Source organism: Phytohabitans rumicis (genome assembly GCF_011764445.1).
In the GTDB taxonomy this organism is placed as follows: domain Bacteria; phylum Actinomycetota; class Actinomycetes; order Mycobacteriales; family Micromonosporaceae; genus Phytohabitans; species Phytohabitans rumicis.
Map to the genome: position 1 here is coordinate 928,836 of NZ_BLPG01000002.1, position 15,158 is coordinate 943,993.

At 73.1% G+C, this 15,158-nt stretch carries 13 protein-coding genes; 11 read left to right on the plus strand and 2 right to left on the minus strand.

Annotated features, from left to right (window positions below):
• Nucleotides 1–26: 26 nt before the first annotated feature.
• Both Prum_RS47945 and Prum_RS47950 read right to left on the minus strand, forming a co-directional pair.
• Nucleotides 27–1,367: an ATP-grasp domain-containing protein gene (locus Prum_RS47945; protein ID WP_173086286.1), complete on the minus strand. Its 1,341-nt coding sequence runs from the start codon at nt 1,365–1,367 to the stop codon at nt 27–29.
• Entirely contained in the window at nt 1,364–2,791 is a 1,428-nt protein-coding gene (locus Prum_RS47950; RefSeq protein WP_173086288.1) for an MFS transporter, read from the minus strand. The genes Prum_RS47945 and Prum_RS47950 overlap by 4 nt, the downstream gene beginning before the upstream one ends.
• Before the next feature lie 319 nt (nt 2,792–3,110).
• On the opposite strand from Prum_RS47950, the gene Prum_RS47955 reads away from it, so the two are divergent.
• The 11 genes from Prum_RS47955 to Prum_RS48005 all read left to right on the plus strand — a co-directional run bounded on the left by Prum_RS47955 (nt 3,111) and on the right by Prum_RS48005 (nt 15,138).
• Nucleotides 3,111–4,367 carry a glycosyltransferase gene (locus tag Prum_RS47955; protein ID WP_173086290.1) on the plus strand — a complete coding sequence of 419 codons (1,257 nt, stop codon included), beginning with the start codon at nt 3,111–3,113 and terminating at the stop codon, nt 4,365–4,367.
• Between the two features lie 11 nt (nt 4,368–4,378).
• Nucleotides 4,379–4,741: a VOC family protein gene (locus tag Prum_RS47960; RefSeq protein ID WP_173086292.1), complete on the plus strand. Its 363-nt coding sequence runs from the start codon at nt 4,379–4,381 to the stop codon at nt 4,739–4,741.
• A 189-nt stretch (nt 4,742–4,930) separates the two neighbouring features.
• Nucleotides 4,931–6,211, plus strand: coding sequence for a glycoside hydrolase family 6 protein (locus Prum_RS47965; protein WP_173086294.1), 1,281 nt, complete (start codon nt 4,931–4,933; stop codon nt 6,209–6,211).
• Between the two features lie 343 nt (nt 6,212–6,554).
• Nucleotides 6,555–7,766 (plus strand): aspartate aminotransferase family protein, encoded by a 1,212-nt coding sequence (locus Prum_RS47970; RefSeq protein ID WP_173086593.1) that lies wholly within the window; start codon nt 6,555–6,557, stop codon nt 7,764–7,766.
• The gene (locus Prum_RS47975) at nt 7,763–8,713 is read left to right on the plus strand and encodes an inositol monophosphatase family protein (RefSeq protein ID WP_173086296.1); all 951 of its coding nucleotides are present in this window, start codon (nt 7,763–7,765) and stop codon (nt 8,711–8,713) included. Before Prum_RS47970 ends, Prum_RS47975 begins: the two co-directional genes overlap by 4 nt.
• On the plus strand, nt 8,710–9,729 hold the full coding sequence (locus Prum_RS47980) for a zinc-dependent alcohol dehydrogenase (RefSeq protein ID WP_173086298.1): 1,020 nt from the start codon (nt 8,710–8,712) through the stop codon (nt 9,727–9,729). The genes Prum_RS47975 and Prum_RS47980 overlap by 4 nt, the downstream gene beginning before the upstream one ends.
• Nucleotides 9,726–11,672, plus strand: a complete 1,947-nt coding sequence (locus Prum_RS54300) for a beta-galactosidase (RefSeq protein ID WP_173086300.1) — start codon at nt 9,726–9,728, stop codon at nt 11,670–11,672. The genes Prum_RS47980 and Prum_RS54300 overlap by 4 nt, the downstream gene beginning before the upstream one ends.
• On the plus strand, nt 11,669–12,562 hold the full coding sequence (locus Prum_RS47990; protein WP_173086302.1) for a ScbA/BarX family gamma-butyrolactone biosynthesis protein: 894 nt from the start codon (nt 11,669–11,671) through the stop codon (nt 12,560–12,562). Before Prum_RS54300 ends, Prum_RS47990 begins: the two co-directional genes overlap by 4 nt.
• Nucleotides 12,555–13,457, plus strand: a complete 903-nt coding sequence (locus tag Prum_RS47995) for an amidase (protein WP_173086304.1) — start codon at nt 12,555–12,557, stop codon at nt 13,455–13,457. The genes Prum_RS47990 and Prum_RS47995 overlap by 8 nt, the downstream gene beginning before the upstream one ends.
• Nucleotides 13,454–13,930: an amidase family protein gene (locus Prum_RS48000; RefSeq protein WP_173086306.1), complete on the plus strand. Its 477-nt coding sequence runs from the start codon at nt 13,454–13,456 to the stop codon at nt 13,928–13,930. Before Prum_RS47995 ends, Prum_RS48000 begins: the two co-directional genes overlap by 4 nt.
• Complete coding sequence (locus tag Prum_RS48005; RefSeq protein ID WP_173086308.1) at nt 13,927–15,138, plus strand: cytochrome P450; 1,212 nt, start codon at nt 13,927–13,929, stop codon at nt 15,136–15,138. The genes Prum_RS48000 and Prum_RS48005 overlap by 4 nt, the downstream gene beginning before the upstream one ends.
• Nucleotides 15,139–15,158 lie beyond the last annotated feature (20 nt).

The following is a 15,158-nucleotide window of genomic DNA, read 5'->3' on the forward strand; positions in this document are numbered from 1 at the left end:
TTGAGGCTATCACGATGGCGTGTTTCCTATGAGCTGTGGCTGACCGAGTTCACCAGGGGAATACCCGCCGAGGCGTTGATCTCGGCGAGGATCTCGCGGACGATCCGCTCGGCCTCGGCCGCACTGGCGCCGGCCGCGACCAGTGCCATGAGCGGATGCGGGAACGACAGCCCGCGCACCGCCGTCGGGTACACGCGCGCCCCGGCCGCCCACGCGCGCCGGAAGGCCGGCCGCACCCGGTCGCGGTACGACACCGGACTAGCCCCCGTGACACCCGCCATGTCGTGCGACGACATGGTCAGTTCCTGTTCGGCCCGCCACGAGGTCAGCAGCCCGATCGAGTGCATCGCGCCGCTGCGCCCCGCGTTGATCTCGGACAGGTAGATGTCGCCGTCGGCGCCGGCGATCAGGTCGACGCACAGCCAGCCGCGGAACCCCAGGGCGCCCGCCTCCGCGCCGATGCGATGGCCGAGCGGCACGATGCGGTCGGCCATTTCCGCCGGCATCGACCCCACACCGACGTTGACGCTGTGGAAGAGGTGTCCCTCCACAGTGGTCACCGCGCTGAGCACCAGGTCCGAAACGCCGTTCTCGTGGACGCGGAAGTCCAGCGCCGGGCAGCCCAGACCCGGGGCGTGCGTGACGAACTCCTGCACGATCAGCGGGTACGAGCGGAAGTAGGGGTCGTCGTGCATGGTGCTCCAGAAGCGCGCCACGCTGTCCCCGCGGGCGTCCACCACGGCCGACCCCTGCCCGGCGACGCCGTACGGGCTCTTGACGATGGCGCGCGGGTGCCGGCGCAGCATCGCGGCGAGCGCGCCGCGCAGCTCGTCCCGACTCGTCACGGTGATCGAGCGGGCCACCTTGATCCCGAGGTCGCGGGCCAGGTCCAGGCAGCTCAGCTTCGAGTCGAGGTAGACGCTGGCCCAGTGGTTGTCCTCGGTGACGCCGTCGACCTCCACCGTCTGCCCCCAGCTGCGGATCGTGTTCACCAGCAGGAACAGTTCGGCGGTCGCGCCCCAGGACAGCAGCCGTACGGGCCGGCCGCCGAGCACCTCGCGCAGCGCCGCCAGCGCGGACGGGTCGTGCAGCAGGTCGGTCAGCAGCCGTTTCGTGCGCGGCCGCGGCGACACGACGGGCGGGGGCGCCATCCGCAGCGCCTTGTGCACGTCCGCGAACCACAGCGGGTCGTACCCGGCCGGCAGGAGCAGCACCCGGTCCGCGGTGCTCCAGAAGACGGCCTGGTCGGCCAGGTAGTTGCCGAACTCCAGATATTCGCCGCCGCCCCGCGGGCCCAGGTCGACGGCGAGGTTGCGCACGTTGAACTCGCCGTTGTTGGGAACGACCAGATCGATGGGCTCGGTCATGGCGTCACCTTTCGGTTTGGCTGCAACGACTCGGTTGACTGAAACGACTCGGTTGACTGAAGCGACGGCAGATCGGTGTCGCCGGACCGAGGCTGGGGAATGGTGAGCGGGACGCCCGTGGTCCGGCTCCCGCGCCGCCGGGAGCCGAGCAGCGCCACGGCGAGCACCAGTCCCACGGCGGATATCACGACGCTGGCGGTGAACCCGGCCCGGAAGCCCTCGGTGAGCGCCTCGGGCGAGGTCGCGTCGCCGGTCCGCGACGCCGCGATGGTCGCCACCACGGCCACGCCGAGCCCGCCGCCGATCATGACCGTGGCGGCGTTGACGCCCGATGCCAGGCCGGCCTCCCGGGCGTCCACATCGGTCAGTGCGGCAGCCGAGGCGGCCAGCGTGCCGGTGCCCAGGCCCGCGCCGAGCAGGACCAGGCCGAAGAAGCTCAGCCCGAAGTACGGCGAGTCCACGGCCACCCGGGTGAACAGGAGCGAACCGGCGCCGAACAGCAGCGTCCCGAGCACCGCGATCGGGCGGTACCCGACGCGGTGCAGCACCAGCTGGCCGAGGTACGCCGCCACGATGACGGTGAGCGGGAAGACCGCGCCCGCGATGGCGTACCGCAGCGGCGAATACCCCAGGACCTGCTGGGCGTAGAGCGCGTACAGATACGTCATCGAGAAGGCGATCGCGGTGACGACGAAAATGACCACGTTGCCGCCGAGCCGCAGCCGGGACCGCAGCATCCGCAACGGCAACAGCGGCGCCGCCGACCGCGACTCGACGACCACGAACAGGGCCAGGGCGGCCAGCGCGACGGCGGTCATGCCGAGGGTCCGCGCGCTGGTCCAGCCCACCGCGGGTGCCTCGGCGACCGTGTAAACGATCAAGCCGAGGCCGGCCGTGACGGTCAGCGCGCCGGCGATGTCCATCGTCCGGGGCCGGTCGGTCGCGCGGTCGGCGGGCAGCAGGACCACGCACAACACCAGCATCGTCGCGGTGATCGGCACCTGCAGGAGGAAGCCCCAGTGCCAGCCGATCCGGTCGACCACCGCCCCGCCCAGCAACAGGCCCAGGGTGGATCCGACGCCTCCCATGCCCGCCCAGAACGCCAGCGCCCGGTTGCGCGGCCGGCCCTCGGTGAACGTGTTCGCCAGTATCGACAGCGCCGTCGGATACATCAGGGCCGCGGACACGCCGTGCAGCGCCCGCATCGCGATCAGCACGCCGCCGTTCCACGCCAGGCCGGACAGCAGCGAGGTGACGAGGAACAGGGCGAGGCCGAGCATGAAGACCCGGCGCCGGCCGAAGTAGTCGGCGGTGCGCCCGCCAAGCAGCAGCAGCCCGCCCCAGGCGAGCAGGGCGGCGCTGACTATCCACTGTGTATCGGTGGCGGACAGGCCGAAATCGCGCTGGATGGACGGCAGGCCCACCCCACGATCTCGGTGTCGAAGATGGCCAGCAGGTTCGCGGCGCACATCAACGCCAGGACCGCGCCCGCGCGCGTCGAGCGATGATGCATGGGCACTCCTTCCTTGTCGTGGCGCCAAACGGCGGCCGGTGCTCGGAACCGGAGTGCATCGCAGCGTGACAAACTCGTCACTGTTCACGCATCTTCACGAATGCGGGACTCGCCGAAGCCGCCGGTCGCGGGCGGATGAGAGCAATCTGGAAGATGCGCCACCTCCGGCCGGCCACCAGGCTTGCTCTTGACGACCTGCCCCGAAGGACTTCCCAGCGCGAAGGATCTCGATGTCGACCTCAGGTGAGGACGCTCCGGAGCTGTCGGTCATCGTCCCGACGTACAACCGCAGCGCGCTGCTGCGGCAGACACTGGAGAACCTGGCCCGGCAACGGCTGCCGGCGGACCGGTTCGAGGTGATCGTCTCGGACGACGGCTCCTCCGACGACACCCGGGCGGTCGTCGAAGACGCGGCGTCCGCGTTGCGGATGCGGTACCACTTCCAGCCGGACGAGGGATTCCGTGCTGGGGCCGCGCGCAACGCGGGCGCTCGCCTGGCGCGGGCGCCGATCCTGGTGTTCCTCGACACCGGGGCGCTGGTCGGCCCAGACCATCTGGAGCGGCACCTCGCCGAGCACGCCGGCGGCGCCCGGGTGGCCGTGGTGGGGTACGCGCACGGCTACGAGGTCGAGTCGGTCATGCCGGGACTGTCCGAGGCGCTCCTCGCGACCCGGCCCGAGGACGTGGTCGCCACGTTCCGGGACCAGCCGCAGTTCGCCGACGCCCGGCACCCCCAGTTCGCCGCGTGCGACTTCGACCTGACCCGGCTGGCCGCGCCATGGCTGCTGTTCTGGACGCTCAACTGCTCGCTACGGGCCGACGACTTCTGGGCCGTGGGCGGGTTCGACGAGGACTACCGCGGCTGGGGGCTGGAAGACCTGGACCTGGGCTACCGGATGCACCGGGACGGGGTCGGGTTCCGGCTGACCCGGTCCGCGTGGGTGGTGCACGCGCCGCACGAGCGCGACCTGGACGCGATCATGGCGGAATGCATGGTCAACCTCGGCCGGCTGCTCAGCAAGCACCCGGAGCCGGCCATGGAGCTCGTCTGGCAGCTGTTGCGCAGCGGCGACCTGCTCGACCTGGAGGAGTGCTACCAGGTCCTGCTGTCCTGGACGGAGCGGGCCAGGACGGTCGACACCGCGCCGGAGCTGGCCGAGACGCTGCGCCGGCTAGCCCCGGCGGGCCGGGTGGCGGTCGTCGGCGCGGGCCCCGCGCGGCCTGAAACGCAGCCCGCCGCGGTGCTGCTGGACTTCGACGCCGCAGTGCTGGCCGCCGGTCACGAGGCCGTCGGTCACCACGCCATCGGCATCCGTACGCCGCTGGCGGACCAGAGCGTCGACGCCGTGATCATCACGTCCCGGTTGGCCGGCCTGTGGCCACGATGGGGTGACGACGTGCTCGCCGAGGCCCGCCGCATCGGGCGTGCTGTCCATCTCACCGATCCGCTGGCCCGGCAGACCACGTCCGCGCCGGCGCACTCGTAACAGGAGGGGCGATGCTCGCGGGATCCAAGGCGTTCAGCGGATTCTCGGTCGACGACATCTCGGCCGCCAAGGCGTTCTACGGCGAGACGCTCGGGCTCGACGTGTACGAGCAGTACGGCATGCTCCACCTGCGCCTGGCCGGAGACCGCGAGGTGCTGGTGTATCCCAAGCCGGACCACCAGCCGGCCACGTACACGATGTTGAACTTTCCGGTCGACGACATCGAGGAGGCCGTCGACGGCCTCACCGAGCGGGGCGTGCGCTTCGAGAAGTACGACCACGTCGACGTCAAGGGCGTCTACCGCGGCGAGGGCCCGCCGATCGCGTGGTTCCGGGACCCGGCCGGCAACATCCTCTCCGTCCTCCAGGAGTGATCACCGCTCGAGCCCGGCCTCTTCGATCGTGCTCACACGCCCGGCGACAGCACTCTCGAAGAACACACCAAGCGTGCCAGTGCTCAATCATGTGGACGTGATCGCGCCGGTGACCGATGGTACCCGCGATATCACACAGTGGTGTCGGCGGCCGCCATCCGCATCAGCCCCTTCACGCATGGAGACATGATGACCCGCACAGCGTTCCGGCGTGCCCTGCCTGTCCTCGGCATGGCCGCGCTCTTGTTGATGTCGCCGGAGGTGGGACCGGGCGCGTACGCCAGCCCCGCCCACCTCGCGGGCAACGCCCGGCTCTACACCCCGCCGCCCAACGCCGGGGCGGTCACCCACATCGCCGAGCTGGCCCGCGCCGGCCGGACCCGCGACGCCGCGCTGCTGGCCACGATGGTCGGAACCCCGCAGGCGGTGTGGTTCACCGGCGGCACTCCGGCACAGGTCAAGGCCGAGGTCCGGAACACCGTCCGGGCCGCCGCCAGACGCGACACCGTCCCGGTGCTGGTGGCGTACAACCTGCCGTTCCGCGACTGCTCCCAGTACAACGCCGGCGGGGCCCTGAACCGGGCCGACTACCTTGCCTGGATCGACGCGTTCGCCAGCGGCATCGGCCACCACCGCGCCATCGTCCTGCTGGAGCCGAACGGGCTGGGCCTCATCCCGTTCTACACCGACCTCTGGGGCGTGCAGGAGTGGTGCCGGCCGGCCGACGACGCCGGGAACCCGCAGCCAGGCGCCTCCCCGGCAGAGCGCTTCGCCGCGCTCAACGGCGCCGTCGACCGGATCGGCCGGCAGCCGGGCGCCCGCCTGTACCTGGACGCCACGCACAGCGACTGGCTGGGCACCGAGGAGGCGACCGACCGGCTGCTCAAGGCCGGCCTCAAGCGGGCGCGGGGGTTCTTCCTCAACGTCTCCAACTTCCAGCCGACGCCGCACGAGCTGAAGTTCGGCACCTGGATCTCCAACTGCCTGGCGTTCGCGGAGAACCCGGAGGACGGCGGCTGGCGGCTCGGGCAGCACAAGCTGTGCGCCAGCCAGTACAACCCCGCCGACCACACCGACTTCAGCACCTGGTGGAAGACCGATGAGTGGTACGCCCAGAACATGGGCGGCGCGGTGCCGACCACCCCGTTCGTCCTGGACACAAGCCGCAACGCGCTGGGCCCGAACTGGATGAGGGCGTACGCGGGCCCGCCGTACCACCAGCCACCCGACGTGGTGAACCTGCTCGCCGAGGGGAACTGGTGCAACCCGCCCGGCCGAGGGCTGGGCCTGCGGCCGACCACGAACACCCGGGTGCCGCTGCTCGACGCGTACCTGTGGGTGAAGAACCCCGGCGAGTCCGACGGCGCCTGTGCCATCACGGGGGCGCACGGGCGTGGGACTTCTCCGCCTACAACCCGTGGCAGGTGCCGGCCGAGCGGCAGCCGACGTTCGATCCACTGTGGGGGATGACGGATCCCGACTCCCGCCAGTGGTTCCGGGAGTCCGCGCTGGAACTCGCGCGGCTGGCCGACCCGCCGCTGAACCGCCGCTGACCCGATACGATCCGTCCCCGCGCGCCGCCCCTGGCGGCGCGCGGGTTTTTGCGTTCCTTCCTGCCTGGCGGAAAAACGCGCACAATTCTGTCGCCACACAAGAAAGCGCGACGGAAAGCAATTGAAGCTTGACTTTGGGTTTGGCCGCTCCAGATGATTGGAGCCGTAGATCACTACGGGCTCGCCAGGAACTCACCAACGGGGTTTTCATGACGCCATCCATCCATGACCAGATCTACTACCCGGTCAGCGCCGAGCGCATGGTACGTGGCGAGGGAGTTTACCTGTACGACGAGCACGGAAGGCAGTACATAGACTGCGCCTCGGCCACATTCAACCTCAGTCTCGGATATTCTCATCCGGCCGTTGTCAAAGCGATCCAAAAGCAAGCGGAATTGCTTATTCATACGACGTCGGCATTTCAGACCGATCCCGTCAACCAGGTCGTTGCGCGGCTCATTGGAGAATCGCCGGCGAATCTGGTCAAGGCCCATCTGAAGGTCGGCGGCGGGTCGGAGGCCAACGAGGGCGCGATCAAGATGGCCCAGTTCGCCACCGGGCGGCGCGAGGTCGTCTCGCTGTTCCGCAGCCACCACGGCCAGACCATGATGATGGCGTCCTACTCCGGCAACGCGTTCCGCAAGGCCCCGTTCCCGATGCCGTACCCCGGCTCGCTGCAGGTGCCGGACCCGTACTGCTTCCGCTGCTTCTACGGCCAGCAGCGCCAGACCTGCGGCCTCATGTGCGTGGAACGCATCGACGACTTCCTGGAGTACGCCAGCGGCGGCCAGGTCGCGGCGATGATCGTGGAGCCGATCTCCGGCAACGGCGGCAACATCGTCGCCCCGGACGGCTACCTGCCCCGGCTGCGGCGGTTCTGCGACGAGCACGACATCGTGCTGATCCTGGACGAGGTGCAGACCGGGATCGGGCGCACCGGCCAGATGTTCGCCGCCCAGCACTTCGGCGTCGAACCGGACGCCATCACCCTCGGCAAGGGACTTGGCGGCAGCGGCGCGCAGGTCGCCGCCATCCTCACCAACGACCGGCTCGCCGGGCTGCCCGCGCACCACCACTCGTTCACGTACGGCGGGAACTCCCTCGCGGCCGCGGCGGCGGTCGCCACGCTGGACATCGTCGCCGAGCCCGCGTTCCTGGCGAACGTCCGCGCGACCGGCGCGCACATCCTCGCCCGGCTGGGCGACCTGCGCGGGCGGCACCGCGCCATCGGCGACGTCCGCGGCGTGGGCCTGATGATCGGCGTGGAGCTGGTGGAGCCGGACGGCGCGCCCGCGGTGGCGCTCACCAACGAGATCGCGCGCCGCGGCATGGCGCACGGCCTGGTGCTGCGTACGTCCCGGTACGGCTACGGGAACGTCCTGAAGATCCGGCCGCCGCTCATCCTCACCCACAGCCAGGCCGACGACATCTGCGACCGGCTCGACGCCCTGCTACGCGAGGTGGCCGCATGAGATCGCTGATCCTGAGCACCGCGCGGGCGGTACGCCAGGCCCTGGGCGCGCACGGCACGCGCCCCGGCGGGCGGCGGGTGCACGGCGACGCGCCCGGCGGCGACGCGCAGTTCGACATCGACAAGGTCGCCGAGCGCGCGGTGTGGGACCACCTGTGGCGGCACGCGCCGGTCCCGGTCGCGGTCTACACCGAGGACGAGGGCCTGCGCTGCACCGGCGCGAAGCCGGAGCACGTCCTCGTCATCGACCCGATCGACGGCACCCGACCGGCGTCCGCCGGGCTGGAGATGGCCACCGTGTCGATCGCCGCCGCGCCGATGGGCGACGGCCGGCCCACGCTCGGCGAGGTCTGCGCGGCGCACGTGCTGGAGCTCAAGAGCGGCGCGTGGCTCTACGCCGACGACAGCCGGCCGGCGATCGCGTCGTCCGGGTACGCGTGGCCGGTGCCGGCGCCCAGCGCCACCACCGACCTGACCCGGATGTTCTGGTCGCTGGAGCTCAACGGGCACCCGATGCGGCTGATGGACGGCGCGTACGGGCACCTGGTGGACGCGTCGGCGAACACCGGCGGCGTGTTCGTGTTCAACAGCGCCTCGTACTCCATCACCCGGATCCTCACCGGCCAGCTCGACGCGTTCGTCGACATCGGAAACCGGCTGCTGCGCGACCATCCCTGGACCGAGCCGGCGTTCCGGCGCGCCGGCCGCGGCAACATCCTGCACCTGTTCGGATACGACATCGCCGCGAGCGTGTACCTGGCCCGCCGGGCCGGGATCACCATCACCGACGCGTACGGCGAGCCGCTGGACGCCATGCCGCTGCTCGCCGTCGACCCCGCCAGCCAGCGGTCCTGCGTCGCGGCGTCCACGCCCCAACTGCACCGCGCCCTGCTGCGCACCATCCGCTGGGACGCAACGGCCCAGCCGACGACCGGAGGAACATCGTGAAGGCACTCGTGTTGCAGGACGACCGGTCGCTGCGCCTCGTGGACCGGCCCCGCCCGGTCTGCGCCGCCCCGACCGACGTCCTGGTACGCGTCGCGCAGACCGGCGTGTGCGGCACCGACCGCGGCGTGCTGCTGGGCAAGTTTCCGGCCCGGCCGGGCGTGGTCATGGGCCACGAGGCGATCGGCGAGGTCGCCGAGATCGGCACCGGCGTGACCACCCTCAAGCCCGGCGACCGGGTCGTCGTCGACCCGACGTTCTACTGTGGACTGTGTGCGCGCTGCCGGCGCGGCGCGCTCAACTTCTGCCTCCACAAGGAGGGCAACGAGCTGGGCATCGACCGGGACGGGGCGTTCGCGCCGTACCTGGCGCTGGACGAGCGCTTCCTGCACCCGGTCCCGGACGGGCTGCCCGACGACCGGGCCGTGCTGATCGAGCCGCTCGCCTGCGTACTCAACAACCTGGAGGCGGCGCGGCTGCGGCCGGCGGACGACGTGCTGGTGCTCGGCGGCGGCCCGATCGGCGTGCTGACCGCGCTGGTCGCGGACCACCTCGCCAGCAAGGTCCGGCTGGTGGAGCGGGACCCGTTCCGCCGGTCCATCGCGGCGCGGTACTTCGCCGGCGTCCCGGGCTGCGCCGTACGGCTGTGCGAGCCGGACGCGGTCGACGGACCGACCGCCTCGGTGGTCGTGGACACCGTCGGCTCGCTGCTGGAGCGGGCCTGCGCGCTGGCTCAGCCGATGGGGCGCGTCGTCGTGATGGGCTTCGACGGCAACGCGCGCGGCGAGCTGCGCCCCCTGGAGCTGCTCCAACGTGGACTGTCCATCGTAGGCGCCGGCGACTACAACGGCCTGATCTTCCCGCGCGCCATCGAGCTGGCCCAGCGCCTGCCGCTGGAGGGCATCGTCACCCACCACGTGCCGATCGACGACTTCCCCCGCGCGCTCGACGCCCTCGGCCTGACCACCGGGTACGCCGGCCTCAAGGTCGTCATCCAGCTAGCCGAGGTGACCCAATGAGCGGTGGCCGCCTGATTAACACTTTCCCGTACGGCTTCACGAGGCCGATCGTGTACGGCGAGTACCCGTACTACCGCGCCGCCCCCGACCGGTGGGGCCCGAACCTGGCCGCCCTCGCCCAGGCCGGCGTCGACGTGGTCACCTGCTACGTGCCGTGGCGCTTCCACGAGATCGCCCCCCGGCGGTACGACTTCACCGGCGCCCGCGACGGGCAGCGCGACCTGCCGCGCCTGCTGGACCTGGCCGCCGCCGAAGGGCTGCGAGTGATGCTGAAGCCCGGCCCGTTCATCCACGCGGAGGTGCAGCTCGGCGGCCTGCCGGACCGGGTGAGCCCCGGCGTCGACGGGCGGTACGCCGCCGTGCTCGACGCGTGGGGCAAGCCGGTCATGTCGCAGGGGTTGCCGCTGCCCAGCCTCTTCGACGCGCGGTACCGGGCGGAGGTCGGCCACTGGCTGGCGGCGGTCCAGGAGTTGGTGCTGCGGCGGGCCCTCGCCCCGCACGGCCCGGTCGTCGCCGTCCAGCTCGGCAACGAGGGCATCTACAGCGACGGCAACCGGCCGGCCGCCGCGCACGACTTCGCCGCGCCCGCCGTCGAGGCGTTCGAGGCCCGGCTGGCCGCCGCCGGGTCGCCGCTCGCGGGCACCATGCCGGCCGGGCCGGCGGCGGACTGGCCGGCCGGCCTCAAGGCGGCCTGGGCCGAGCACAGCGGCGCGGTCCTGCGCGACCAGTACCTGGCGCTGGCCGCCGGCCTGGTGCCGGAGGTCCGGCGGGTGGCCACGGTCAACCTGCCGCTGCCGGCGCTGGCCGGGCCGCCCGAGTCCGGCGCCTCGTGGCTGCTGCGCACCGGCCGGCTCGCCGAGACCGGGCTGGCCGAGGGCTACACGGCCTGGGTCGGCAACGCGGCCCGGTCCCGGACCGCGTTCGGCGCGCACTGGTTCGGCGTCCGCGCCCGCCGGTCCGACAACGTCGAGGAGAACTGGGGCTTCACCTGGACCGATCCGGCGTTCGGGCAGCCCGCCAACGCGCTGTTCCACGCGCTGCTGGCGCTGGCGCTCGGCTCGCGCAGTTGCAGCGTCTACACCGCCTGCGCGACCGAGCACTGGGGGCCGCTGGTCGACCTCGACCCCGAAGGGGTACGGGCGGACGGCGCGGACCCGCAGGACTTCGCGCCGCCGTACTGCCCGGGGGCGCCGCTGCGGGAGGACGGCGGCGCTGGCGCCAACCTCGCAGCGCTGCACGCCCTGCGGGACCTCGTCCGGACCGCGCCCGGCCGGCTGGGCGGTCACTTCCTGGCCGACGCGGCGCTGGTCGTACCCGAGTCTGTGGCCCTGGCCGAGGCGTGGCCGGACGGCGAGCGGCCGGCGGAGGCCGCCGTGCCCGCCGCCGTGCGCACCGCGCTGGAGCTGATGGAGCGCCACCAGTTCCAGATCGAGGTGCTGACCGAGGCGGCGACCGCCGAGGCGGTGCCAGATGGCTCGCTGCGCTCGCGTCGGACCCAGATGCCGTGGCTCGTCGTCTTCGGCCCGGACGGGCCGGGCGCGCGGCTCGCCGCCCGGCTCGACGCGCACCGCCGCAGCGGCGGGACGGTCGTGCCGCTGCCCGCCGGCGGCGCCATGCCGGCCGACGCGCTGGCGCGCCTGCTGCCGGCGCCGCGGTACGCCCACCCGGCCACCGATCCGGCGGTGGTGCTCGTCCACGCCGACGCGGCGGGCGAGCCGGCCGCGGTGTTCGCCTTCAACCTGGCCGCCGAGCACCACACGGTCCGCCGCACGGTGCGCGGCCGGCAGGTGTGCGTCGAGCTGCCGCCCCGGGGAGCGGCCTGCCTGTGGTGGACCGGCGACGCGTTCGCGGTGGCCGCCGGCACGGCCGGGCTCGAACCGCTCCCGCCGCCACCGGTGTCGGCCTTCCCCTCCCGCCCGCACGCCACCAAGGAGACCGCATGAACCCGACCGGGATCACCTTCGACCAGACCGTGCCGCGCGCGCTCGTCGACCGGGGCGACGCGACCACCGTGCTGATCACCAGCTGGGTGAAGGAGGGCAACCGGCTCACCGCGGGCGCGGTGTGGCCCCGGCTGGGCGGCTACTACCGGCTGCTGGACGAGGAACGGCACGACCCGCTGCTGGTGCTGGAGACGTTCCGCCAGGCGGCGCTGCTGCTCGCCCACGTGGTGGACGACGTGCCGCTGGCCACGATGCAGATCCTGCGCTCGACGCACTTCGAGGCGGACCCCGCCGGGCTCAAGGTCACCGACGCGCCGACCGAGGTGGTGGCGACCATCGAGTCCGGCCGCCAGGAGCCGACCGGCCAGTCAATCCTGCAGACGTCCATGGTGTGCCGCCTGTACCGGGACGGCAGCCTCGTCGGCACCGGCGGCGGCCTGGCCGTCATCCCGCCCGCCGACCGCTACCTGAAGGTACGCGGGCGCGACCCGGACAGCGTGGACCTCGGCGGCCGGCCGGGCGCGGGCGTGCCGGCGCGTACCGCGGGCAAGGCGTCCGGCCGCGACGTCGTCATCGCGCCCGGCGACCGGGCCGGCGCGTACCGCCTGCGCATCGACACCGGCCACCCGAACTTCTTCGACAACCCGACCGACCACACCCCCGGCATGCTGCTCATCGAGGCGATGCGGCAGGCGGTGGTGGCCGAGTCCGGCGACCCGGGCTTCGCGCCGCTGGCCATGGGCGTGCGGTTCCACCGGTTCGTCGAGCTGGACCACCCCGGCGAGGTGCTGGTACGGCGCACGGCCGGCGGGTTCCAGACCGACGTACGGCAGTTCGACCGGCAGGCCGCGCGGGCGGAATGGCGGCTGGCGGGCGAGACACATGGATAGCGTCCTGCGGCGCAGCGCGGTGCAGGCGGTCCGGGCGCTGCGGCGCGGCGAGGTGAGCCCGCTCGAACTCGTCGACGCCGCAGCGGACCGGATCGCCGAGACGGAGCCCACGGTGCACGCCCTCGTCGCGCGGTGCCTGGACCGGGCCCGGGACCGGGCCCGCCGGCTACCGGCCGCCCGGAGCGCGGCGGCGGACCACCCGGCCTGGCTCGCCGGGCTGCCGGTGACCGTCAAGGACGTCGTGGACGTCGCCGGCCTGCCGACCACGTTCGGCTCGCCGGTGCGTCGGCAGCCCGCCGGCCGGACCGACCCGCTGGTGGCCCGGATCGAACGGCGCGGCGCGATCGTGGTGGGCAAGACGAACCTGCCGGAGTTCTGCTCCGGCGCGGACACCGTCAGCCCGGTCGCCGGCCGGACCGCGAACCCGCTCGATCCGTCGCTGTCCTGCGGCGCCTCCAGCGGCGGCGCCGCCGCGTCCGTGGCCGCCGGCCAGGCGTGGTGCGCGCACGGCACCGACACCGCCGGGTCGATCCGCATCCCGGCCGCCTTCTGCGGCGCCGTCGGCCTGCGCCCCACGCCCGGACTGGTACCCGCCGGCCACCCCGACCCGGCCGGCTTCGAGGTACACGGCCCGCTCGCCCGCGACGTCGCCGACGCCGCGCTGTTCTTCGCCGCCATGGTCGGCCAGCCGCCACCGGACCGGCCGGGCGGCCCGTTCCCGCGCCGGCTCGCCGCGGTCAGCCTCGACCTCGGCGGCACGGTCCCGGTCGACAGCGAGATCCGGCAGTCCTGCGCGCGGGCCGCCGCGCTGCTGGAGGGCTCGGCTGCGCGGTCGAGGAGGCGGTGCCGGCGCTGGACGTACCCGAATTGCGAACCGTCCACGAGGCCGCCGTGACGCTGCTCGGCCACCGCGCGGCGGTCCTGCACGGCGACCGCGTCGACCGGCACGGGGACGCCATCGGCCCGGCGCTGCGCGCCGAGGTCGCCGCCGGGCGGCGGATCCCGCCGGACCTGCTCGACGCCGCCCGGAGCACGCGGGAACGCTTCCGGCACGCCGTGGTCCGGTTCTTCGACCGGTACGACGTGCTGGTCACGCCGGCGTTCGGGGTGCCGCCCTGGCCGGTGCCGGACGGCGCCGGCCCGTACCCGGACGAGCCGCAGCTGTCCCGGATCGCGGCGGTGTGGCCGCTGACGACGCTCGCGCCGATGGCCGGCTGCCCGGCGATCACCGTGCCGGTGGGCCGGACCGCCGCGGGCCACCCGGTCGGGCTGCAACTGACCGGCCCGCCGATGAGCGACCTGCGCCTGCTGCGCGCGGCGCGGGCGCTGGAAGCGGCCGGTACGCACGCCGGGCAGGCCGCGCGATGAACCGCTACCCGGCCGACCGGTCGTGCCCGTACGAGCCGCCAGAGCAGTACGCGCGGTGGCGCGAGGCCGAGCCGGTCACCCGGGTCGTGCTGCCCAGCGGCGCCGCGGCCTGGCTGGTGACCCGGTACGCCGACGTGCGCCGCCTGCTGCGCGACCCGGCGCTGGCCTCGGACTCCACCCGCCCCGGCTACCCGAGGTTCGGTGCGGCCGTCGAGGTGCCGCCGCTCAACCGCACCTTCATCGGCCTGGACGGGCCCGCGCACCGGCGGCTGCGCCGGATGTTCGCCGACGCGTTCGCCGTGCCCGCGGTGGCCCGGTTCGAGCCGCGCATGACCGCCATCGTGGACGCCTGCCTCGACGACCTCGCTGAGGGCCGAAACGAGCCCGCCGGCCCGGCCCCGGGGTCGGCCGCGGCCGACCTTGTTTCCCGGTTCGCGCTGCCGGTCGCCTCGCGGATCATCTGCGAGGTGCTGGGCCTGGGCTACGAGGCGCACGAACTCTTCGAGCGCAGCACCCACGTGCTCACCGACGGCGCCAGCACCGGCGCGCAGAAGGCCGCCGCCGGCGCGGCGATCATCGAGCTGGTGGCCGACCTGGTACGCGAGCGGCTGCGCCACCCGCGCGCGGACCTGGCCAGCCGGATCGCCACCCGGCATGTACGCGCCGGCGAGCTGAGCGAACCGGAGGCGGTGCACAACCTGGCGCTGGTGCTCGGCGCCGGGCACCACACGTCGGCCAACATGATCTCGCTGGGCGCGCTGGCGCTGCTGCGCGAGCCGGCGTGGGCGGACCGGTTCCGGGGCGAACCGCAACTGCGCGCCAACGCCACCGAGGAGCTGCTGCGGTACCTCACCATCGTGCAGCTCGGGCTGGCCCGGGTGGCGACGGCGGACATCGCGGTCGGCGACCGGCTGGTACGCGCCGGCGACGGCGTGGTGCTCAGCGTGCTGGCGGCCAACCGGGACGCCCGGCGCTTCGCCGGCCCCGACCGGCTCGACCTGGCCCGCGCGGACGCCCGGCACCACCTCGCGTTCGGCTTCGGCCCGCACCAGTGCGTCGGGCACTTCCTGGCCCGTACGACCGTCCGCGTCGCCCTGGCCAGGTTGGTGACGCGACTGCCCGGACTGCGCCTGGCCGGCACGGCGGACCTGAGCTTCACCGAGGCCACGGACTTCCACGGACTGCACCGGCTGCCGGTGACCTGGTGACCCACCCCATCGAACGGAAG